This is a genomic window from Curtobacterium sp. L6-1, assembly GCF_018885305.1.
In the GTDB taxonomy this organism is placed as follows: Bacteria; Actinomycetota; Actinomycetes; order Actinomycetales; family Microbacteriaceae; genus Curtobacterium; species Curtobacterium aetherium.
The window spans coordinates 132,382-153,457 of sequence record NZ_CP076544.1 but is presented as its reverse complement, the minus strand read 5'-3'; the positions used below and the strand labels follow the sequence as shown (position 1 = coordinate 153,457).

20 protein-coding genes are annotated in these 21,076 nt (G+C 73.3%); 12 read left to right on the top strand and 8 right to left on the bottom strand.

Going from position 1 to position 21,076, the window contains the following annotated elements; genetic code table 11:
• Positions 1–12 precede the first annotated feature (12 nt).
• Positions 13–540 (top strand): hypothetical protein, encoded by a 528-nt coding sequence (locus KM842_RS00715; RefSeq protein ID WP_216260017.1) that lies wholly within the window; start codon positions 13–15, stop codon positions 538–540.
• A 16-nt stretch (positions 541–556) separates the two neighbouring features.
• Here the strand turns inward: KM842_RS00715 and KM842_RS00710 are convergent, their stop codons facing one another.
• Positions 557–1,492, bottom strand: a complete 936-nt coding sequence (locus KM842_RS00710; RefSeq protein WP_216260015.1) for a DMT family transporter — start codon at positions 1,490–1,492, stop codon at positions 557–559.
• Positions 1,493–1,562: 70 nt separating this feature from the next.
• Between KM842_RS00710 and KM842_RS00705 the strand changes: the two genes are divergently transcribed.
• The 6 genes from KM842_RS00705 to KM842_RS00680 all read left to right on the top strand — a co-directional run bounded on the left by KM842_RS00705 (position 1,563) and on the right by KM842_RS00680 (position 9,138).
• Entirely contained in the window at positions 1,563–2,411 is an 849-nt protein-coding gene (locus KM842_RS00705; RefSeq protein ID WP_216260014.1) for a LysR family transcriptional regulator, read from the top strand.
• A 92-nt stretch (positions 2,412–2,503) separates the two neighbouring features.
• A complete protein-coding gene (locus tag KM842_RS00700) occupies positions 2,504–3,316 on the top strand; it encodes a fructosamine kinase family protein (RefSeq protein WP_216260012.1) in 813 nt (270 codons plus the stop codon).
• A gap of 142 nt (positions 3,317–3,458) precedes the next feature.
• On the top strand, positions 3,459–4,763 hold the full coding sequence (locus tag KM842_RS00695) for an ABC transporter substrate-binding protein (protein WP_253206178.1): 1,305 nt from the start codon (positions 3,459–3,461) through the stop codon (positions 4,761–4,763).
• Positions 4,764–4,791: 28 nt separating this feature from the next.
• Entirely contained in the window at positions 4,792–5,748 is a 957-nt protein-coding gene (locus KM842_RS00690) for a carbohydrate ABC transporter permease (RefSeq protein ID WP_216260010.1), read from the top strand.
• Complete coding sequence (locus tag KM842_RS00685) at positions 5,745–6,641, top strand: carbohydrate ABC transporter permease (protein WP_216260008.1); 897 nt, start codon at positions 5,745–5,747, stop codon at positions 6,639–6,641. Before KM842_RS00690 ends, KM842_RS00685 begins: the two co-directional genes overlap by 4 nt.
• Before the next feature lie 70 nt (positions 6,642–6,711).
• Positions 6,712–9,138, top strand: a complete 2,427-nt coding sequence (locus KM842_RS00680; protein WP_253206177.1) for a glycoside hydrolase family 31 protein — start codon at positions 6,712–6,714, stop codon at positions 9,136–9,138.
• A 72-nt stretch (positions 9,139–9,210) separates the two neighbouring features.
• Here the strand turns inward: KM842_RS00680 and KM842_RS00675 are convergent, their stop codons facing one another.
• Positions 9,211–10,077: an NmrA family NAD(P)-binding protein gene (locus KM842_RS00675; protein ID WP_216260006.1), complete on the bottom strand. Its 867-nt coding sequence runs from the start codon at positions 10,075–10,077 to the stop codon at positions 9,211–9,213.
• Between the two features lie 86 nt (positions 10,078–10,163).
• On the opposite strand from KM842_RS00675, the gene KM842_RS00670 reads away from it, so the two are divergent.
• Complete coding sequence (locus tag KM842_RS00670) at positions 10,164–10,922, top strand: TetR/AcrR family transcriptional regulator (RefSeq protein WP_216260004.1); 759 nt, start codon at positions 10,164–10,166, stop codon at positions 10,920–10,922.
• Positions 10,919–11,425, top strand: coding sequence for a GNAT family N-acetyltransferase (locus tag KM842_RS00665; RefSeq protein ID WP_216260003.1), 507 nt, complete (start codon positions 10,919–10,921; stop codon positions 11,423–11,425). Before KM842_RS00670 ends, KM842_RS00665 begins: the two co-directional genes overlap by 4 nt.
• Positions 11,426–11,462: 37 nt before the next feature.
• On the opposite strand, the gene KM842_RS00660 is transcribed toward KM842_RS00665, so the two are convergent.
• On the bottom strand, positions 11,463–12,488 hold the full coding sequence (locus KM842_RS00660) for a LacI family DNA-binding transcriptional regulator (RefSeq protein WP_253206176.1): 1,026 nt from the start codon (positions 12,486–12,488) through the stop codon (positions 11,463–11,465).
• A gap of 52 nt (positions 12,489–12,540) precedes the next feature.
• Here KM842_RS00660 and KM842_RS00655 point away from each other — a divergent pair, with 52 nt between their 5' ends.
• Positions 12,541–14,439, top strand: coding sequence for a glycoside hydrolase family 2 protein (locus KM842_RS00655; RefSeq protein WP_216260002.1), 1,899 nt, complete (start codon positions 12,541–12,543; stop codon positions 14,437–14,439).
• Positions 14,440–14,511: 72 nt separating this feature from the next.
• On the opposite strand, the gene KM842_RS00650 is transcribed toward KM842_RS00655, so the two are convergent.
• The 5 genes from KM842_RS00650 to mvk are packed head-to-tail and all read right to left on the bottom strand — an operon-like array spanning position 14,512 to position 19,820.
• Positions 14,512–15,684, bottom strand: coding sequence for a hydroxymethylglutaryl-CoA synthase (locus KM842_RS00650; RefSeq protein WP_216260001.1), 1,173 nt, complete (start codon positions 15,682–15,684; stop codon positions 14,512–14,514).
• Complete coding sequence (locus KM842_RS00645) at positions 15,681–16,745, bottom strand: hydroxymethylglutaryl-coenzyme A reductase family protein (protein WP_216260000.1); 1,065 nt, start codon at positions 16,743–16,745, stop codon at positions 15,681–15,683. The genes KM842_RS00650 and KM842_RS00645 overlap by 4 nt, the downstream gene beginning before the upstream one ends.
• Positions 16,742–17,821, bottom strand: a complete 1,080-nt coding sequence (locus KM842_RS00640) for a phosphomevalonate kinase (protein WP_216259999.1) — start codon at positions 17,819–17,821, stop codon at positions 16,742–16,744. The genes KM842_RS00645 and KM842_RS00640 overlap by 4 nt, the downstream gene beginning before the upstream one ends.
• Positions 17,818–18,816 carry a diphosphomevalonate decarboxylase gene (mvaD, locus tag KM842_RS00635; RefSeq protein ID WP_216259998.1) on the bottom strand — a complete coding sequence of 333 codons (999 nt, stop codon included), beginning with the start codon at positions 18,814–18,816 and terminating at the stop codon, positions 17,818–17,820. The genes KM842_RS00640 and mvaD overlap by 4 nt, the downstream gene beginning before the upstream one ends.
• The gene (gene mvk, locus KM842_RS00630) at positions 18,813–19,820 is read right to left on the bottom strand and encodes a mevalonate kinase (protein WP_216259996.1); all 1,008 of its coding nucleotides are present in this window, start codon (positions 19,818–19,820) and stop codon (positions 18,813–18,815) included. Before mvk ends, mvaD begins: the two co-directional genes overlap by 4 nt.
• Positions 19,821–19,976: 156 nt before the next feature.
• Between mvk and KM842_RS00625 the strand changes: the two genes are divergently transcribed.
• Together KM842_RS00625 and KM842_RS00620 are read left to right on the top strand one after the other, a co-directional pair.
• Positions 19,977–20,501, top strand: coding sequence for a MarR family winged helix-turn-helix transcriptional regulator (locus KM842_RS00625; RefSeq protein WP_216259994.1), 525 nt, complete (start codon positions 19,977–19,979; stop codon positions 20,499–20,501).
• A gap of 134 nt (positions 20,502–20,635) precedes the next feature.
• Complete coding sequence (locus tag KM842_RS00620) at positions 20,636–21,058, top strand: organic hydroperoxide resistance protein (protein ID WP_216259992.1); 423 nt, start codon at positions 20,636–20,638, stop codon at positions 21,056–21,058.
• The last annotated feature ends 18 nt before the right edge of the window (positions 21,059–21,076 follow it).

Sequence of the window (21,076 nt, the reverse complement as noted above, 5' to 3'; positions counted from 1 at the left end):
CAGGATGGGGTGGTGCAGACCACCCGGCGCCGGTCGACTCCCGTCCTGATGCTCCTCACCGGGCTGCCGTTCGGGGCGTTCTGGTTCCTCTGGACCACGTTCACGATGCCCGGTGCTCCGGTCCTGGCCCGTGTCGTGGGCGCGCTCGTCACGGGAGCGGTGTTCGGTGTCGTGTTCGGCCTGTGGGTCGGACGCCAGGTGCAGGCGGCCGGGCCGGCGGTCCGGGACCGGTCCTTCGCCCGTGCCCGCCGCACGGGTGTGGTGCCCGCCGATGCCGATCTGCTCGCGTGGCGGCAGGCGCTCGAACACCAGCGGGCGCAGCACGAGCGCCAACGCTGGTCCGGCCCACTCGTCTTCGTTGCGGCGACGGCGCTGGCCCTGTGGCTCGCCCTGACCGATTCGCCGTACTGGTGGTTCGGTGTCGCGCTGTTCGTCGGTTTCCTGGTCGCGTTCCTGCTCAGCACGCCGCGCGTCCTCCGGCGGACGAGGACGATGCTCGCCGAACTCGATCGGCGCTCCGCGCAGCGCATCGACGGCTGACCTCCTCGCCGGACGCTCAGCGGCGCGCGGCCACCCCTGCTCCACTGGCCGCGGCAGCCGCCGGGTGTCGCCGCCGCCCGCCGAGCAGCCCGGACGCCAGCGCGATCCCCGCGAGCACGACGAGGCCGCCCACCGGCTCGTTCCACCGGAGCGGCTCGCCGAGCACGAGGACCCCGAGCGCGACCCCGACGACCGGCGTCAGGTAGGTGACGGTGGAGGCCCGTCCGGCACCCCACGCACCCACCAGTCGCGTGTTCCACGCGTAGGCCAGCCCCGTGCCCACCGCACCGAGCGCGACCATCGCGCCCACGATCCTCCAGTCCAGCTGCACCGCACCGGTGGCGACGACGGGCGCGACCAGCAGCATGAGCACAGCGGCGAGCGTGAGCTGCACGGTCGCGACGGTGGTCGGGTCGGAGCCGCCGCCGACGCCGAAGCGGCGGAGCCAGGCGAGGCCGATGCCGTAGGAGGCGGTCATGCCGAGCAGGGCGACCTGACCCGGCACGCTGGCCAGGACCTCCGGGTCGCCGAGGACGTCCCACGGCCCGACGAGCACGAGGACCCCGACGATGCCCAGGACGATCCCGCCGACCTGCCGGCGGCTCAACCGTTCGGACGGCACGAGCACGGCCAGGGCGAGCAGCGTCATGATCGGTGTCGTCGCGTTGTAGATGCTCGCGAGCCCGGAGGGGACGGTCTGCTCCGCCCACGCCATGAGCGACGACGGCACCGCGTTGAGGAACACCGCCACCACGAGCAGGTGCCCCCACACCCGCGGCTCCCGCGGCCACCGGCGACGGGTGACGAGCAGCACCACGACGAGCGTGACGGCGCCGAGCACGGTCCGCACGGTGGCGACCTGCTGGGGTGCCAGACCGTCGAGACCGATCTTCGCGAAGAAGAAGCTCGAGCCCCAGGTCAGGGCGACGAGGACGTAGAGGAGGGCGTTCACGTGGCCTAGTCTCGGCACCACCAGCGCATGCGGCAAACGCATGTGGTTCATGTCGGCATGAGGAGGACGCATGGGCGTCTCGGTCCCCCAGCTGCGCGCCTTCGTCGCGACCGTCGACGCCGGCTCGTTCACGAGCGCGGCCACCGCGCTCGGCGTCGGCCAGTCCGCGGTGTCGCACGCCGTGGCCGGGTTCGAGCGCGAGGTCGGCGGCCCCGTCGTCCGGCGTGGCACCGCCGCCGTCCCGACGCCCCTCGGCGACCGGCTGCTGGCACACGCCCGCAGCGTGCTCGCCTCCGTCGACGCCCTGGAGGCCGTGGTCCGGCCCGCGACGGCGCGCGGCACCGTGCGCCTCGCCGCTGTCCCGACCGTGTGCCAGGGACTGCTCCCGCGCCTGCGCGAGCTGTGGGCGGTGACGCTGCCGGACGTCGACGTGCAGGTGTACGAAGGCGACGACGACGAGATGCCGGAGTGGCTCGAGGCGGGCACGGTCGACGCCGCGGTCCTGGTCGACCCGACGGTCGTACCGGACGGCGGGGTCGTGGTCGCGACCGACGAGATGGCCGCCGTGGTCCGACGCGACCACCCCCTCGCGGGCACCGACGCCCTGACCCTCGACGACCTGCACGAGGACGGCCTGGTGGCGGGTGGCGGCGGGTGCGAGTACCAGATCCAGCGCATGCACGAGATCGCCGGGCAGCCCTTCCGCTACGCCCACCGGGTCCGCGAGATGAGCACGATGTTCGGCATGATCCAGCGCGGCGAGGGGGTCTCGATCGTGCCGACCCTCGGCCGGGTGATGCTGCCGGACGACCTGGTCATGGTGCCGACGGTCCCCCACCTCCAGCGGACGCTCGTGCTGAGCGGGCCGTCGACGCGCGCGTGGCATCCGCTCGCGACGGCCCTCGTCGACGCGCTCTGACCTGCGACGCCCTGACCGGCGACGCGCGTTGCCCTGCGACGCGCGCTGCCCGCCCCACGGCGACTCGGAGGCGTCGTCGGCAGGATGGGGGCATGTCGGAGACGTTCGTGAAGACCTTCGCCGCCCCGGACGAGGCAGCCGCCGAGGCAGCCGGACTGGAGTGGCTCGCCGAGGCCGAGGACGGCGGTGGGACCCGCGTCGCCCGCGTGGTCCGGCGCCCGCGGCCGACGGTGCTCGAGCTGGAGTTCGTCTCCGACGGGGCACCGACGAAGCAGCAGGCGGAGCGCTTCGGCCGGTCGCTCGCCCACACGCACGCGGCGGGGGCGTCGCACTGGGGAGCGCCCTCGCCGGGCTTCCCCGCGAACGGACCGCTGCGGATGGGTCGCTCCCGCACACCGTTCGTCCCGGCGTCCGAGGCGCCGTCGACCTGGGGTGCGTTCTTCGCCGAGTACCGGATCCGGGACTTCGTGCAGCGCATCGTCGATGCCGGCGGGTTCGACGGCGCCGAGGCCGCGGTGTTCGAGCGCGTCTGCGACCGCCTGGAGGACGGCACGCTCGGCTCCCCGCAGGCGGCGCTGGTCGGGGACGGACCCGCCCGACTGCACGGCGACCTGTGGGCCGGGAACGTGCTCTGGCCGCGGGACACCTCCGAGCCGACCGGCGCCGTGCTCATCGACGCGAACCCGCACGGCGGACACGCCGAGACGGACCTGGCGCTGCTCGCCCTGTTCGGGCTGCCGCGGCTCGAGACGGTGCTGGCGGCCTACGACGCCGAGTCCCGGCTGGCCGCCGGGTGGCAGGAGCGCGTCGAGCTGCACCAGCTCGCGCCGCTGCTGCTGCACGTCCTCCTGTTCGGCGGGTCGTACACGGACGCCGCGCTGCGGGCGGCCCGCCGATACTCCTGACGCCCGCGAGACGTCCCGGAGCCCCGCGGCTCGTCCCGGCCCCGACCCTCCCAGGAGAACGCGACGTCGGCGTTGACTTTGCGTTTACAGCGCTGTAAAACTGGGCTGGCGCGATGGAGCGCGAAAGGGAGTGACCATGGTCATGAGCAGCACAACGGCACGGTCGGCGCTCAGCCGCCGTGGGTTCCTCGCGGGCGCGGTCGGCGGCCTCACCCTCGGCACCATGGCACTCGCCGGGTGCTCCGCCCCCTCCGCCGGACGGTCGGCGACCGGTGGCACGACCCTGCGCTTCTACGAGCAGAAGCAGGAGGTCATCGCCTACTTCGACGACCTGCTGCGTCGCTTCGAACGCGAGAACCGCGGCATGCGAGTCGTCCACGACAGCTCGAACGCGATCGCCCCGCAGTTCGTGCGCGGTGAGCCGGCGGACGTCGGGTGCTTCAACGACAACCTCGAACTCGCGCGGTACATCGAGCGCGGCGTGCTCCGCGACCTCGGCGACCTCCCCGCCGCCGGCCGCATCCGGAAGAGCATCGACGGCCTGACGAACCAGTACGCGAAGTACGAGGACCGCACCAGCGTGCTGCCGTTCTCCCTCGCCGCGGCCGGGGTGATCTACAACAAGCGGATCTTCGCCGAACAGGACCTGCCGGTCCCGACGACCTGGGACGAGTTCGTCGACGTCTGCACCGCGCTGCAGCAGGCCGACATCACGCCCGTCTACGCCACCGACCGCGACACGTGGACCCTCTGGCAGGGCCTGTTCGACTACTCCGTCGGCAGCCTGGTCGACACCGGCACGTTCTTCCGCCGCATGAAGGAGCTGGGCACGGACGTCGGCCCCGACTCCGCGGTCTCCTTCCAGAAGGACTTCGCCGTGCCGATGGAACGGGCGAAGACCATCTCGTCGTTCTTCAACCCCGACCACGCCACCCGCTCCTACGCCGACGGCAACCTCGCCTTCGGGCAGGGCGAGGCCGCGATGTACCTGCAGGGACCATGGGCGCTTGGGCAGATCGCCCTCATCGACGAGGACCTGCCGGTCGGCACCTTCGCGCTCCCGGTGTCGAACGACCCGCAGGACCGGAAGGCCCGCGTGAACATCGACCTGGGCCTCTGGATCCCGACGACCACGCCGCACCTCGAGCAGGCGCAGGAGCTCGTCGAGTTCCTCATGCAGCCCGAGGTCATCGACGCCTACAACCGGGACAACCTGGCGTTCTCGACCACCGAGGACGCTCCCCCGCAGACCGACGAGCGCCTCGAGGGCCTCCAGCGGTACGTCGACGACGGCGCCTTCTACCAGGGCGCCGGCACCTTCATCCCCACCTCCATCCCGCTCGGCAACTACCTGCAGTCGGCCATCCGCAGCGGTGACTTCGACTCGATGCTGCAGCGGCTCGACGCCGACTGGCGGCGCCTCGCCGGCCGCTCGGCGACCGTCTGACCGGCGTGCACAGGACCCAGGAGCGACCATGAGCATGCAGACCCCCCTGACCCGCGAGACCGACCCCACCCGGCCCGGCCCGACCACCCAGGCCACGCGCGTCCAGCGCCGCGTCGGCTCGCTGCACCGCACCGAGGGCATGTACTACCTGTTCCTCGTCCCCGCCCTCGTGCTGTTCACGGCGTTCGTCGTCGCCCCGGCGTGCGTCGGCATCTTCTACAGCTTCACCGACTACCTCGGCTTCGGGCAGTGGCACTTCCTCGGCATCGAGAACTACCGGGCGCTCGTCTCCGACCCGTCGATCATCGGCTCGTACGGCTTCACGCTCGGCTTCGCGGTGGTGACGGTGATCGTCACGCAGGTCATCGCACTCGCCCTCGCGATCGGCCTGGCGAAGCGGGTCCGGTTCGCCGCCGGGCTCAGGTCGGTCTTCGTCATCCCGATGGTGGTGTCCGGCATCATCGTCGCCTACGTGTTCAACTACCTCTTCTCGAACACGCTGCCCGCCCTGGCCACCTCGGTCGGCTTCGCGCCGCTCGAGCAGAGCATCCTCGGCGACCCGAACCTGGCCTGGCTCGCCATCGTCATCGTCTCCGCCTGGCAGACCATCCCCGGCGCGCTCCTCATCTACACCGCCGGGCTCACCTCGATCCCCGCCGACGTCTACGAGGCCAGCTCCCTCGACGGCGCCGGGTCGTGGAAGCAGCTGCGCGCGATCACCCTGCCGCTCCTCGGCGGGTTCATCGTCATCAACACCGTGCTCGGCGTGAAGGGCTACCTCGGCGCCTACGACGTCATCGTCGGCCTGACGAACGGCGGTCCCGGATCGGCGACGAGCAGCGTCGCGATGACGATCTTCGGCGGCTTCACCGGCGGTGACTACGCCTACCAGATGGCCAACGCGACCGTCTTCTTCATCATCACCGTCCTCATCTCGGTCCTGCAGCTCGCAGTGACGCGCGGAAGGAACCTCCGACTCGCATGAGCGCCATCGACACCCGGTCCCCGGCCACCGCCGCGGCCCGCACCACATCCGACCACCCGCGCCGCCGTCGTCTCGACCGGGTCAACTGGCCGCTGACGATCATCCTGGCGATCGCGTCGCTGAGCGTCCTCGTCCCGCTCTACGTCACCGTCGCGATGGCGTTCAAGACGAGTGCGCAGTCCGTCGACGGCAACGCCCTGTCGCTGCCGACGCCGTTCAACCCCGCGAGCTTCGCCGAGGCATGGGCACTCACCCGCTTCCCGGTGTCGTTCTCGGTGTCGCTCGGCGTCGCGGCGCTCACGGTCGTGGCCACCCTGCTGCTCAGCTCGTTCGCCTCGTACGCGATCGTGCGGAACTGGCACCGCCGGTTCTTCCGCTGGTCGTTCGTCTACCTGCTCGCGGCGATGTTCCTGCCGTTCCCGGTCGTGGCCCTGCCGCAGATCAAGCTCACCGCGATGATCTCGCTCGACAACCCGATCGGCGTCGCGATCCTGCACGCCATGTTCCAACTGTCCTTCAGCGTGCTGCTCTACTCGGCGTTCCTGCGGTCCATCCCGGTCGAACTCGAGGAGAGCGCGCGGATCGACGGGGCCTCGACGTGGCAGGTGTTCTGGCGGATCATCCTGCCGTTGCTCGGACCGATGAACGCCACCGTGGGGATCTTCGCGTTCCTGGCGTCCTGGAACGACTTCATGATGCCGTCGCTCATCACCGCCGACCCCGGTCTGCAGACGCTGCCCGTCGTGCAGAACATCTTCCAGAGCAAGTTCGGCACGAACTACAACGTCGCCTTCGCCTCGTACCTGATGGCGATGGCACCGACGATCGTCGTGTACCTGTTCGCGCAGCGCTGGGTGATCAGCGGTGTGACGCAGGGCGCCGTCAAGAGCTGACCCGCCCGCCGGACGCGAGCCGAGCCTCCAGACCGACACCGGCCGGAACGGCCGAGACAGGACCACCAGCGTGACCACACCGAACCCCGGCCCCCTGCCCACCATCCGCCCCTTCCCCGGCTCCGACCCCGTGGCGGACCCGGACGCCGTCGTCGTCGGCGACCGCTGGCGCATCACCGTCCTGCAGGACGGCCTGTTCCGGATCGAGTGGAGCGAGGACGGCGGGTTCGAGGACCGCGCCTCCACCTTCGCGATCCGCCGCCGCCTCGACGTGCCGGAGTACACGGTCGTCCGGCGCGGAGCCGGCGTCGAGGTGACGACCGACCGCGCGACCCTGCGGTACGACGGTGGTCCGTTCTCGTCCGCCGGACTCGTCGTCGAGACCTCCGGGCCGGACGCGAACCGGTGGCGGTACGGCCAGGAGCCGCGCGACCTCGGAGGGACCGGCCGCACGCTCGACGACGTCGACGGACGGATGCCGCTCGAGTCCGGGGTGCTCGCCCGCGACGGCATCGTCGCGCTCGACGACAGCGAGTCGTTCCTGTTCGAGGACGACGGGTGGGTCGGCAGCCGGGTCCCGGGTCGACGCGACGTCAGCGTCTTCGCGTACGGTCGCGACTACGCGGCCGCGCTCCGGGCGTTCCACGCGGTGTCCGGACCGCCGACGCTGATGCCCCGGTGGGCGCTCGGGAACTGGTGGAGCCGGTACCACCCGTACTCCGACGAGTCGTACCTTGCGCTGCTCGACCGGTTCGACGAGGAGCGCCTGCCGTTCTCCGTCGCGGTGATCGACATGGACTGGCACCGGGTGGACTCCGTCCCGTCCCGCTTCGGCAACGGCTGGACCGGGTACTCGTGGGAGCCGTCGCTGTTCCCGGACCCGCGGGCCTTCCTCGCCGAGCTGCACCGCCGCGGGATGCGGACGACGCTCAACCTGCACCCCGCCGACGGTGTCCGGGCGTTCGAGGACGCCTACCCCGCGATGGCGGCCGCGACGGGGGTCGACCCCGACACCGAGCAGGCGATCGCGTTCGACCCGACCGACCCGGACTTCCTCCGCGCCTACTTCGCGGTCCTGCACCGTCCGCTCGAGGAGCAGGGCGTGGACTTCTGGTGGATCGACTGGCAGCAGGGCCGGACCACGAGCATCCCCGGCGTCGACCCGCTCTGGATGCTCAACCACTTCCACCTGCTCGACTCGGCACGCGACGGCGGCCCCGGCATGACGTTCTCGCGCTACGCCGGCCCGGGCAGCCACCGGTACGCCGTCGGGTTCTCGGGCGACGCGGTCGTCTCGTGGGCGTCGCTGGCGTTCCAGCCCGAGTTCACCGCGACCGCCGCGAACATCGGGTACCCGTGGTGGAGCCACGACATCGGCGGCCACACCCGCGGTGTCCGCGACGACGAACTCGCCACGCGCTGGGTGCAGTTCGGGGTCTTCTCGCCCGTCATGCGGCTGCACTCGGCGAACAACCCCTTCATCCGCAAGGAGCCGTGGGTCTTCCCCGCCGAGCCCCGTGCCGCGATGGGTGACGCGCTGCGCTTCCGCCACCGCCTCGTGCCCTACCTGCACACGATGAACCACCTCGCCGCCGCCGGTACCCCGCTCGTCCGCCCGCTCTACCACCTCGAACCACACCGCGACGAGGCGTACCGGGTGCCGAACGAGTACGCCTTCGGGACCGAGCTGCTCGTCGCCCCGATCGTCGAGCCCCGCGACCCGGTCACCCTGCGCGGACGTGCCCGGGCCTGGCTGCCGGCGGGCACTTGGACGGACGTGTTCACCGGCACGACCTACGCGGGGGACCGGTTCGTGGACCTGCACCGCACGCTCGACACGATCCCGGTCCTGCTCCGCGCCGGCGGGATCCTGCCCCTCGCCGCACCGGAGGAGGTCGACGCCACGGTGAACCCGGCCGCGCTCGAGGTGCTCGTCGCGCCGGGTGCCTCCGGCTCGTTCACGCTCGTCGAGGACCGCGAGGGGCAGGCGGTCGGCGCGGACGACGGGGCCGACACCCCGGCCGCCGACGCAGTGCCCGCGGACACCGAGTCCGGTGCCGGGGTCTGCCGGACGGCGCTGACCTGGGACCGGGGCACCGCCTCCTTCCGGATCGACCCCGCCGAGGGCGACGTCGACAGCGTGCCGGTGCGCCGACGGTGGCGTGTCACGTTCCTCGGCGCCCCGGCAGCGGGCCAGGAGACCTCGGCCGTCGCCGCCGACCGGTTCTCGGTCGACCTGGACGTCGCGACCGACGAGGGCGCCGTGCTCACCCTGGCCGGTGCGCCGACCGTCGGGGTCGACGCCCGGGACGACGCGCGACGGCTGCTCGAGGCCGCCCAGGCCGGCAACCCGGAGAAACTGACGGCGTGGGAGGTCGTCGACCGCGACGTCCCGCGGGCCGACCGGATCGTCGAGCTCGAGACGGTCGGGCTGCCGGACTCGCTGCGGGGCGCCCTGGTCGAACTGCTCGGGAGCGTGCACCCGGACGCGGGCTGACGGGCGAGCGCCCCGCCCGCCCCGCGCCGCCCCGCGTCGCCCGTCAGCGCCCGCAACGCCCCGCGCCGCCCGTCAGGGCCCGGCGCCGTCCACCACCCCGGCGAGCACGTCCCGCGCGCTGACCGGCTCCCGCCCCAGCAGCTCGCGCAGCAGCGGGTCCGTCCCCGCGAACGAGCCCTGCGCAGCCGCCTGGTACATGCCGAGCAGGAAGCGGACCATGCGCTCGTCCTGCCCGCCGGCGACGGCCCGCGCGACCCACTCGTCCTCGTCCAGGACCTCGTACCGGACCGGCCGCCCGGACACCTCGGCGGCGATGTCGGCGAGGTCCGCGAACGTGGGTGCCGCACCGGCCGTGAGCGTGACCGGGCCGTCGAGGGGCTCCGCCGCGAGGAGGATCCGCGCCGCCGCCTCGGCCGCGTCGGACCGCGCCGTCCACGAGACCGGGCCGTCCGCCGGCACCGAGACGACACCGGTGGTCTGCCAGGGGCCCGTCAGCCACGTGATGCTGTGCGCGTAGAAGCCGTTCCGCAGCGACGTCCAGGCAAGTCCGGACGCGGCGAGCGCCTCCTCGGTCGCGGCGTGGTGCTGCGCCGGCAGGAACGGCGACCCGGCGGCGGCACCCTGGTGGCTCGTGTAGAGCACGCGTCCGACGCCGGCCGCGACCGCCGCGTCGACCGCGTTGCGGTGCTGCCGGACGGTGTCGCCGGCCGGGTCGTTCGACGAGACGAGCAGGAGCTGGTCGGCGCCCGCGAAGGCGGTCCGCAGCCCGTCGGGGTCGTCGTAGTCGCCCTGGCGGACGGTGACGCCGCGCTCGGCGAACCGTGCCGCCCTGGCCGGGTCGCGGGTGACGACGGTCAGTTCCGACGCCGGCAGCCGTTCGAGCAGGTGGTCGGCGGTGGCTCCGTTGAGCGCTCCGGTCGCTTCGGTGATGGTGATCATCGATCTCTCCCTCGTGCTTCCAGTGGTAACAGCGTGACGGTAGCACCGGAAACACAGCGGTAGCAAGGAGTTGTTATCGTTGGTCCGTGCCCGACGCCCCCACACCCCGAGCCGACGTCCGAGGTCGGATCGTCGCCGCCGCCGCGGACCTGCTCCGCACCGACGGCGCGGCCGGCGTCACGACCCGCGCCGTCGCCGACCGCGCCGCCGTCCAGCCGCCGACGATCTACCGGCTGTTCGGGGACAAGGACGGTCTGCTCGACGCCGTCGCCGAGCACGCGATGGCCGAGTTCGGTCGGACCAAGGCCGCCGCCGTGCACGCCGCGGCCGAGCACGAGGTCGACCCCGTCGCCGACCTGCGCACCGGGTGGGAACTGACGATCGGGTTCGGACTCGCCAACCCCGACCTGTTCGTCATCATGAGCGACCCCCGCCGGGGACGGGGCTCCCCCGCCGTGGCCGCCGGGCTGCGCCTGCTCGAGGAACGCCTCCGTCGCGTCGCGGCGGCCGGGAGGCTCGTGGTGCGCGAGCAGGACGCCGTCCGGCTCCTGCACGCGGCCGGCACCGGTGCCGTCCTGGCGATCCTCGACGAGCCGGCGGACGCGCGGCACCCCGCCCTGGCCGACACGGTGTTCGAGGCCGTGATGGCGAAGATCGTCGCCCCCGCACCCGGGGACGCACCGACGGACGGGTCCTCGTCGACCAGGACGGCGGCGCTCACCCTGCGTGCCGTCACCGACGACCTCGCCGCCCTGTCCCCGGCCGAGCGTGCCGTCCTCGCCGAGTGGCTCGACCGCGTGGTCGACGCCGAGGCACGCGGCTCGTCGGACGCGGCCCCGCGGTGACCGGGGTCGACCGCGCCACCGCCGCCGACGCCGACGAGGTCGGCCGGTTCCAGACCCGGTGCTGGGAGCAGACCTACCGCGGCATCGTCCCGGACGAATTCCTCGACGCGGCCGGCGACGACGGGGCCGCCCGGACCCGGGCCGCACGCTGGGCCGGACGGATCACCTCCGGCGCACGGACCGTGATGACCACCCGGTCGGCGGACGGGACGCTCGTCGGCGTCGCCAGCGCCGCGCGGGCCTCCGCTCCGGCCGACGGCCTGCCGGCGCTCGAGCTCTGCACGCTCTACGTCGACCAGGACGCGCAGGGCACCGGCGTCGCGGACGCGCTCCTCGCGGCCACCGTGGGTGACGAGGACGCACACCTGCTCGTGTTCACGAGCAACGAGCGGGCGCGGCGTTTCTACCGGCGTCACGGCTTCGCCCCGGAGGGCGAGCCGGCGGTCGACCCGGGGACCGGACTCGACGAGGAACGCTGGGTGCGCCGGTCCGGCGGTCGCTGACGCCCCGCGCGACCCGACGAACCGGCGCCCGGTGGGGTCAGTCCACGGACCCGTCCGGGTACGGCGCGCTCTCCCCCACCAGGATCCGGTGCCCGACGGTCACCGCCTGCCCGTCGCCCGGTCGCCCGGCGATGCGCTCCTGCAGGCGGTCGAGGGCGGCCTCGGCGAGCGCGACGGTGTCCGGCGCCACCGAGGTCAGGCTCGGGACGAGACTCGCGGCCAGGCCGATCGCGTCCCACCCGACGACCGCGACGTCCCGCGGTGCCTCGAGGCCGCGCAGGCGCATCGCCCGGAGCGCACCGACCGCGGCGAGGTCGTCCCGGCAGAGCAGGCCGTCGATCGAGAGTCCGCCGTCGAGGGCTCGCCCGAACGCCAGCTCGGCGCCCTGCGCGTCCCCGACCTCGCGTGGCACGCAGAGCGTCGGGTCGAACGGCAGCCCCGCCGCGCTCAGGCCGTCCCGGTAGCCCTCGAGGCGGAACGTCGACGTGCGGGACTGCTCGCCGACCTCGTGCCCGAGGAACCCGATCCGCCGACGGCCCAGGGCGGCCAGGTGCGCGACGGCCTCTGCGGCGGCGCGCACGTTGTCGATCGCGACGAGGTCCCCACCCGGCGGTCGGACGTCCTCGCCGAGGAAGACCACCGCGGTGTCCCCGCGGGCGCTGTCGATCTCGGCCGGCGTGAGGACCTGCGGGTGGATGACGACCCCGTCGACCACGCCGGCCTCGCGCCCGCGGACCGCGGAGAGCTCACCGCCCGGGGCGCCGGCGGTCTCCTCGAGCAGGAGCTGGTAGCCCCGCTCGGCGCAGACCTGCGAGAACACGTGGGCGAGCTCGGCGAAGTACGGGCGCCGCAGGTCGGGGAAGGCGAACGCAAGCATGTTCGTCCGTCCGGTGGCCAGGCTCCGTCCGGACACGTTGGGCCGGTACCCGAGCGCGTCGATCGAGCCCTGCACCCGCGTCCGCATCGCGTCGCTGACGTGCCGGTAGCCGCGCACCACGTTGGATACGGTCTTCATCGAGACGCCCGCGTGCTCCGCGACGTCCTGCAGTGTGACCTGGCCCACGCGCTCACCGTACCGTTGACGCGGTCTTTACAGCGCTGTAAATTGCGGTGGCATGAGCACCGTCGCTTCCCCGGTCCCCGTCGACGTCACCGACGTCCCCCTCGCCTCACGCCAGGACGGCCGGTACCCGCGGCCGCAGATGCTGCGCCACCACTGGACCGACCTCAGCGGCACCTGGTCCTTCCGACACGACGACGCGGACACCGGGGCGGACTCGGGATGGACCACGGGCCTCCCGGACCCCCGCGCGATCACGGTGCCCTTCCCACCGGAGTCGGCCGCGTCCGGCATCGGCGACCCAGGCTTCCACCCCGTGGTCTGGTACGCCCGGACCGTCGGGCGGGCCGAGCTCGAGGCCGCCGGCCACGGCACCGCCCGGCCGCGCCTGCTGCTGCACTTCGGCGCCGTCGACCACCGCGCCCAGGTCTGGATCGACGGACGGTTCGTCGGCAGCCACGAGGGCGGGCACACGCCGTTCTCGTTCGACGTCACCGCCCTGCTCGCCGGCGACACCGGCTCCGGCACGGGCACCGGCTCCGGCACCGGCACCGGCACCGACGACCACGTGCTCGTCGTCCGCGCCGAGGACGACCCGCTCGACGTCACCCAGCCGCGCGGCAAGCAGGACTGGCACGAGGACGCCCACGCCATCTGGTACCGCCGGACGACGGGCATCTGGCAGCCGGTCTGGCTGGAGGCGGTGCCCACCACCGCGATCGGCACGCTCCGGTGGACCCCAGCCGGGCCCACCGCGACGGCCCTCACCGTCCGCTTCCGCGGGCGCGTCCCGGCCGGCGCCCGCCTCCGGGTCGCCCTGCGCTTCGACGAGCGGGACGAGGACCTCGGCACGACCGACTGGGACGCCACCGCCAGCCGCCCCACGCTCGACGTCACCGTGCCCGTCGCCCGGCAGCGCAACGGCCAGGCCGAGGACGAGCTGACCTGGTCGCCGGAGACCCCGCGGCTCGTCGACGCCGTGCTCACCCTGGTCGACCGTGACGGCCTGGTCCTCGACGCGGTGTCGAGCTACCTCGGCATGCGCAGCGTCGGTGTCGGCGGCGGTCGGTTCCTGCTCAACCGGCAGCCCTACCCGGTGCGCAGCGTCCTCGACCAGGCGTTCTGGCCCGAGTCGCACCTCGCCGCCCCGCACCCGCTCGCCCACCGGCAGGAGGTCGAGCTCATCAAGGCGCTGGGCTTCAACGCGGCCCGGATGCACCAGAAGATCGAGGACCCCCGGTTCCTGCTCTGGGCCGACCGCCTGGGCCTGCTGGTGTGGGGCGAGGCGCCGGCCGCGTACGAGTTCTCCCCCACCGCCGTCGGCCGGCTCACCGCGGAGTGGACGGCGGCGGTCGAGCGCGACGCCTCGCACCCGTCGATCGTGACCTGGGTGCCGTTCAACGAGTCGTGGGGCATCCAGCACGTCGTCTCGGACCCCGCACAGCAGGCGTACGCCCGGGCGCTCGTCGACCTCACCCGGGCGCTCGACCCCTCCCGGCCCGTCATCGGCAACGACGGCTGGGAGCAGCAGGAGACGGACATCGTCACGATCCACGACTACGAGGGCGACGGCGCGGTCCTGGCGCGCACGTACGCCGACGACGCCGCCCGGACCCGCGCCCTGGAGGGTCTGGCACCCTCCGGCCACCCGCAGTTCGTCGGCGGGGCCGTGGACCGGGGCCAGCCCGTGATGCTCACCGAGTTCGGCGGGGTCCGGTACCAGTCCGGCGGCCGGCGGGAGGAGGGCTGGGGCTACACCACCGCCGTCGACGACGAGGACTGGGTCCGGCGCATCGCCGCACTGCACGACGCGGTCCGGGCCAGCACGTTCCTGGCGGGCTCCTGCTGGACGCAGCTGACCGACACGATGCAGGAGACGAACGGGCTGCTGAACGCCGACCGTTCCCCGAAGGTGCCGATCGAGCAGATCCGGCGGGCCGTCACCGGTCGGTGAGCGCGGCGCCCGGCCTGGAGGCACCCCTCGCGTCCGCCACGCCCGGGCGGTCGGCCGCACGGGCGGGACGGTTCAGGCGCCGGTCGCCTCGTAGTGGCGGGCGCCACCGGTGACGCCGGCGAACCGGAAGGGCCCGGCCGTCACGCGGGGGCGCTCGACGTCGTCGCTCGTCGCGGCACCAGCAGCGTGCAGCTCCCGGTACGCCTCGACGGACAGCGGGACCCGCGCCGCGAGCAGGTCGGCCACGCGACCGGCCCGGCGGTGCTCGCGGTAGCGCTCGCTGACGACGCCGGTCATGAGCTCCCCGACGCTGCCCGAGCCGTAGCTGAACATGCCGATCCGGGCGCCGGCCAGGTCGTCGTCGAGGTCCAGCAGGGCCCCGAGCGCGATCCAGAGCGACGCCGTGTAGGTGTTGCCCGTCTGCCGGTTGTACGTGAAGCCGACGGCGAGCTCGGTCTCCTCGAAGGGGACGTCGACGTGCTGCGCGAGCTTCCGGTGCGCCTTGATCGCCATCTTCGTGAACGGCTGGTGGTGCACGAAGCGGTCGATCGCCTCGATGCCGGGGCCACCGCGCGAGGCGAGGTCGTCCCAGGCGCCGATGAAGGCGTCGACGTAGGCGGTCACGGACAACCGGCCGTCGACGAGTGCCGTGGAGCGGTCGTTCGGCCGCCAGAAGTCGTCGACGTCGGCGGTGAACAGGCCGGACTGCGGCTCGAGCACGACGAGGTCGGGGTCGGCGGCGATGAGCATCGCGACCGCGCCGGCACCCTGGGTCGGCTCGGCGGCGGTGTCGACGTCGTAGCGGGCGACGTCCGCGGCGATCACGAGGACGCGCTCGGACGGGTCCCGCGCGATGATGCCGAGCGCCATCTGCACGGCGGCGGTCCCGCCGTAGCAGGCCTGCTTCAGCTCGACGACGCGGGTGTTCGTGGGCAGCCCGAGCAGCCCGTGCACGAAGACGCCGGCGGCCTTCGACTGGTCGATGCCCGACTCCGTGGCGAACAGCACCGTGCGGATGCCGTCGACGCCGTGGCGGTCGAGGACCTCCTTCGCGGCGGCGGCGCCCATCGTGACGATGTCCTCGTCGGGGGCGGGCACGCTGAAGGCGTCCTGGCCGATGCCGACGTGGTACTTCGCCGGGTCGACCCCGGTGGTGGCGGCGAGGTCGTCGAGGTCGAGCACGTGGTGCCCGGTGGCGATCGCGAGGTCGTGGATGCCCACGGCCAGTGGGGCCTGCGTCGTCATGCGGACGCTCCTTCCGGTCGGTGGCCGCGTCGTTCCATGGCGACGTGGGCGGCCATGAGCTCCCCCGGGTTCGTCTGGGCGGCGAGCAGCGAGAGTTCGCCGCAGAGCACGGTGGCGGCGCAGAGTGCGGCCAGGCGGCGGGCGTTGGCCCCGGGCTCGCGGTCCTCCCGGCAGCCGAGGCGCACGAGGGCGTCCTCGACGACGGGCAGGTCGTTGCCCTTGCCGTTGCCGACGGTGCCGACGATGAGGTGCGGGAGCGAGCACGAGAAGTACAGGTCGTCGCCGCGGGCCTGCGCGAGCGTGATGCCTTGGGAGCCCTCGACGATGTTCGCGGCGTCCTGCCCGGTGGCCAGGTAGAAGCCGAGCAGCATGTTCGCGTAGTGCGCGTTGGCGGAACGCAGGGCCCCGGCGATCGTGGAGCCGACCAGGTTCTTCGCCGTGTTGAGCTCGACGATCCGTTCGGTGGAGGACCGCAGGCGCTTCTCGACGACCTCGCCGGGGATGACGATCTCGGCGATGGTGTTCCGCCCGCGGCCACGGATGCCGTTCACCGCGGTGGCCTTCTTGTCGGAGCAGAAGTTGCCGGAGATGGACACGTACCGCAGCTCGGGCTCCCACGCCAGGATCGCCGGCAGCAGGGTGTCCGCCGCCTGCGTGACCATGTTGTGCCCGGAGGCATCGCCGGTGGTGAACGCGAAGCGCAGGAACAGCAGGTCCCCGACGATCTCCGGGTGCACCTCGATGAGCTTCGCGAACCGGCTCTGCCCGACGACGATCTCCTCGAGCTCGGCCTGGCGGGCCAGGATCCGTCCGGCCGAGATGTGCGCGGCGGCGGCGCTGGTGGCGCGGACCACCACCGAGCGGGTCATCCGCTCGTCGACGACGGTCGAGACGATGCCGCCCTCGACCATGCGGGAGATCCGGGCACCGCGGCCGACGGACGGCCAGAGCGGGGACTCGTAGGTCGCGAGCGGTACCTCGTGCTCGCCCTCGACGGCGTTGCCGCTGACGCGGATCGGTCCGACCCACTTCGTGGGGATCGGGGTCTGCAGGTCACTCATCGCGTGGTCCCTTCCTCGGGTTGCACCGCGACGCTGAGGTGCCTGATGTCGTGCGCTTCCCAGGCGCGGAAGACCGCTGCGGTGTCGCAGTCCGCGGGGACGAGCGCGATGCCGCAGTCCCCGCCACCGGCGCCGGAGGGCTTCGCCGCGCCGCCCGCCGCCTCGACGACGTCGCAGAGGGTCGCCAGGCGCTCGGTCTCGATCTGCGACCCGACGGAGGTGCCGAGGCCCTGCAGCAGGCCGCGCGCGCGGCGGAGGGCGCTGAGGGTCCGGTCGGCGTCGCCGGTGCGGAGGCCCGTGGTCAGGTCGTCGACGCAGGCCCGGCTGGCGTCGAGGAACGCCGCGTAGTCGCCGTCGCGGTGCCGTCGCACGACGCCGACGAGCTTCGTCGTGGACGCCGGCGAGCCCGTCCACCCGACGAGGAGGCGCAGGTCGGCCGGTGCGGGCAGGTGCTCGACGTCGAAGCCGGCCCAGGCCGCGTCGTCGTCGAGGATCGCGGTGACCGCGTGGTCGTCGAGCATGCCGGCGAGGACCTCGCGGTCGGGGGCGCTGTAGCGGAGCCACCCGCCGAAGGTGCTCGCGGCGAGGTCGCCACCGGACGCGCGGGGCGCCACCCTGATGGTCGCGAGCAGCGCCACCATGAAGCGTCGGCGCTGCGACAGGCCGAGCCCGTAGAAGCGGTCGAGGGCGCCGACGGTCGCGACGGTCACCGCGGCGGAGGAGCCGAGCCCGAACTTCCGGCCGCTGGCGTCGTCGAGCTGGCTCTCGATGCGCAGGTCGTGGAAGCGCGGTGCGATCCCGAGTTCCTCGCGGAGCTTCTCGACGAGGTCGATCGTCGCCATCACGTAGTCGTAGGGGTGGTGCTCGCGGTCGAGCGCGATGCCGTCCTCGGCCCGGGTCCACGTGAGCGGGAGGTTGCCGTACTCCTCGGAGTGCACGCTGCCGGCGCCGTGGCCCTCGGACACCCGGGCCGTGATGGCACGGTCGAGGGCGATGAGCACGGACGGCTGGCCCGGCTCGACGACGGCGTACTCGCCCGCGACGAACAGCTTGCCGTGGGCACGGAACTCGATCACGCTGCGCTCTCCTCTGCTCGGGGGTGGTCCCCCGGGTCTTCGGAGCGGAGCAGGCGAGCGGCTGGTCCGGTGCCCGACTCGATGACCGCGCCGAAGCCGTCGAGGGCACCGGCCACGCGGGCGCGGTCCTCGGGGCGGCAGAGCACGACGACGTTCGGGCCGGCGTCGGCGGTGGCGTAGGCCTCGATCCCGTCGGCGCGCATCGCGACGACGGCGTCGAACACGGCGACGCTGCGGCTGGTGAGGTAGCGGATCGGAGGGAACGCGCCCTCGATCGTGGCGTGCATGCGGAGGGCGTTGCTCTCGGTGAGCTCGCCGATCCGGGTGAAGTCGCCGGCGGCGCACGCGGCCAGCATGTCCCCGACGGTCTCGGTCGTCGAGCTCACCCACGCCGGGTAGAACGGCGACGTGGCGATCGTGCGGCGCATGGCCTCGCGCGACCCGATCTCCTTCGGGCCGTCGTTGATCGTCACCACGACCATGGCCATCGGCGGTGCCGGCACGGTCTCGGCGAAGGACCCCGCGTCGTCGCCCGCGTGCCAGACCGACACCCCGCCCGGGATCGACCGCGTCGCCGACCCGGAACCACGGCGGGCGAGCCGGGAGAGGTCGCGCTCGGACAGGTCGAGGCCGTAGGCAGCGGCGGCCGCCACGGCGAGGGCGGCGAAGCCCGAGGCGCTCGAGGCCAGGCCGGCGCCCGTGGGCACGGTGTTCTCGGAGACCACGGCGGCGCGGGCGTCGGAGCCGGCCATCCCGCGGACGAGGTCGAGGAAGCGCTCGACGCGCACGAGCGGACCATCGTCGACCACGCGACCGTTCAGGGTGAACGTGTCACGCGCCTCCCGGCGGTCGGTCAGCGTGACGGAGGTCGTGGTGGGGAAGACGTCGAGCCCCATCGACACACTGCCGGTGGCGGGCAGGGCGAGGTCGGCGTCCGCCTTCCCCCAGTACTTCACGAGCGCGATGTTGGGGTGCGCGACGGCGGTGGCGGTCATGAGGCGCGGGCTCCGATCGAGGTGGTCCAGGTTCCGGCGGCTCCCGCGCCGCGCAGTGCGGCGGTGATCCGGGCGGCGTGCTCGTCGTCTGCGGCCAGGGCCAGGACGCACCCGCCCCGTCCGCCTCCGGTGAGCTTCGCGCCGAGGGCGTCCGCGCTGCGTGCGGCGCCGACGAGCCGGTCGAGGTCGCCGCTCGACACGTCGAGGGTGCTCAGCAGTTCGTGCGCGGCGTCCATGGTGGCACCGAGGGCCTGTGCGTCGCCGTCGACGAGCGTCCCCCGGGCCTGCCGGGCGAGTCCGCCGATGCGCTCGACCACCGAGTCGACCATCGCCGGTGCACGGTCGTGCCGGGCGCGCACGGCGGCGACGGCCTCGCGCGTGTGGCCCGGGACGCCGGTGTCGGCCACGACGAAGACGAACCGGCCGGTGAGCTGCACGGGCTCGACGACGTCGGTCTCGAACCAGACGGGCTCGTCGGCGACGACCCCGCGGGCGTCGAGCCCGGACGGTCGACCGTGGGCGACGCGCTCGCACTCCTGGATGAGCTCGTGGTGGGTGGCGGCGTCGAGGTCCACGCCGAGGGCGTCCGCGACGGCGGCGGTCACGGCGGCGGCGACGGCGGCGCTCGACCCCATGCCGCGGGCGGTGGGGACGGCGCTGTCGACCACGACGTCGAAGGCGGTGTCGGCGGCGTGGTCGATCCCGAGGCCCGCCAGGTGCCGCAGCGTCGCGGTGACGGCAGTCACGGTGGGGAGCACGGCGGCGGGGGCGGTCGAGACCGGCCCGGTGTGCACGCTCGAGCGGAGGGTGTGCTCGGCGCCGGCGGGCAGCGGCGTCGCGGTGGCCGTCACCCGGACGTCGGTCACGGGCAGGACGAGGGCGGGTGCGCCGTAGACCACGGCGTGCTCGCCGATCAGGATCGTCTTGCCGTGGGACACCGAGGAGCCGACTCGCGGGATCGCTGTGGTCGTCGTCGGTGCTGTGGCGGGGTGGTTGCTGGTCATCGTCGGTCCGGCCAGCCTAACGGGACCGGAGGACACCCGTCCGTCCGTGCGCGCTCCGGCACCCGGTGTGCGCTGTGGGCGGACGACCGCCGTGATCCTGCTGGGCGTCCGGCTGACTGAGTTGTGTGCAACACGATCGCGTGCAAGGGTTGCAGCATGCCCGTGACCGACGAGATGGTGTGCTTCTCCCTCTACGCGGCGACCCGTGCGACCACCCAGGCGTACCGGACGCTGCTCGAGCCGTGGGGCCTGACGTACCCGCAGTACCTCGTGCTCGTGACCCTCTGGGTGGAGGGCGACCAGACCGTGTCGAGCCTCGGCGACCACCTGCAGCTCGACTCGGGCACCCTGTCGCCGCTGCTCAAGCGCATGGAGCAGGCCGACCTCGTCCGCCGCGAACGCCGGAGCACCGACGAGCGCGTCGTCACCGTCACCACCGGCGAGCGCGGACGCAGCCTGCGCACCGAGCTCGCGCACGTCCCCGCGGCCGTCGCGGCGGGCACCGGCCTGGCCGACGAGCGGTCGGCCGCCGAGCTCATCGCGACGCTGCAGCGCCTCACCGAGACGATGCACCGCGCCGCCACCACGCCCGCGCCGGGAGCGCCCGCCGCGCCGAGCGACCCCGCGGGCCTCGCGACCGCCGCGCCGGGCGGGACCGGCGCCTCCCGGCCCTCGGCCTGAGCGACGGGCTCCGCGCCCCGCGGCGCGGACGGTGTCGCCCAGCGCGGACCGCGCCCGCCGCCCACATCCGCCACCGGCGGAGCGAGCGGCACGGCCACAGACCACACAGACCCCACGAAGGAAGGAACGACGCAATGGACGTCCTCTACACCGCAGAAGCCCTGTCCACCGGCGAAGGCCGCAACGGCAAGGTCCAGACCAGCGACGGCACGTTCGAGCTGGACATGGCCATCCCGAAGGAGATGGGTGGCTCCGGTGCCGGCGCCAACCCCGAGCAGCTCTTCGCCGCCGGGTACGCCGCGTGCTTCCACTCCGCACTGCAGGGCGTCGCCCGCTCGCAGAAGCTCAAGGTCGCCGACTCGTCCGTCGGCGGTCGCGTCCAGATCGGCCCGAACGGCCAGGGCGGCTACCAGCTCGCCGTCGTGCTCGAGGTCGTGATCCCCGGCATGGAGCACGACCAGGCCCAGGCCCTCGCGGACGCCGCACACCAGGTGTGCCCGTACTCGAACGCGACCCGCGGCAACATCGACGTCACCATCACCGTCTCGGAGGACTGACCCATGACCGACCAGACC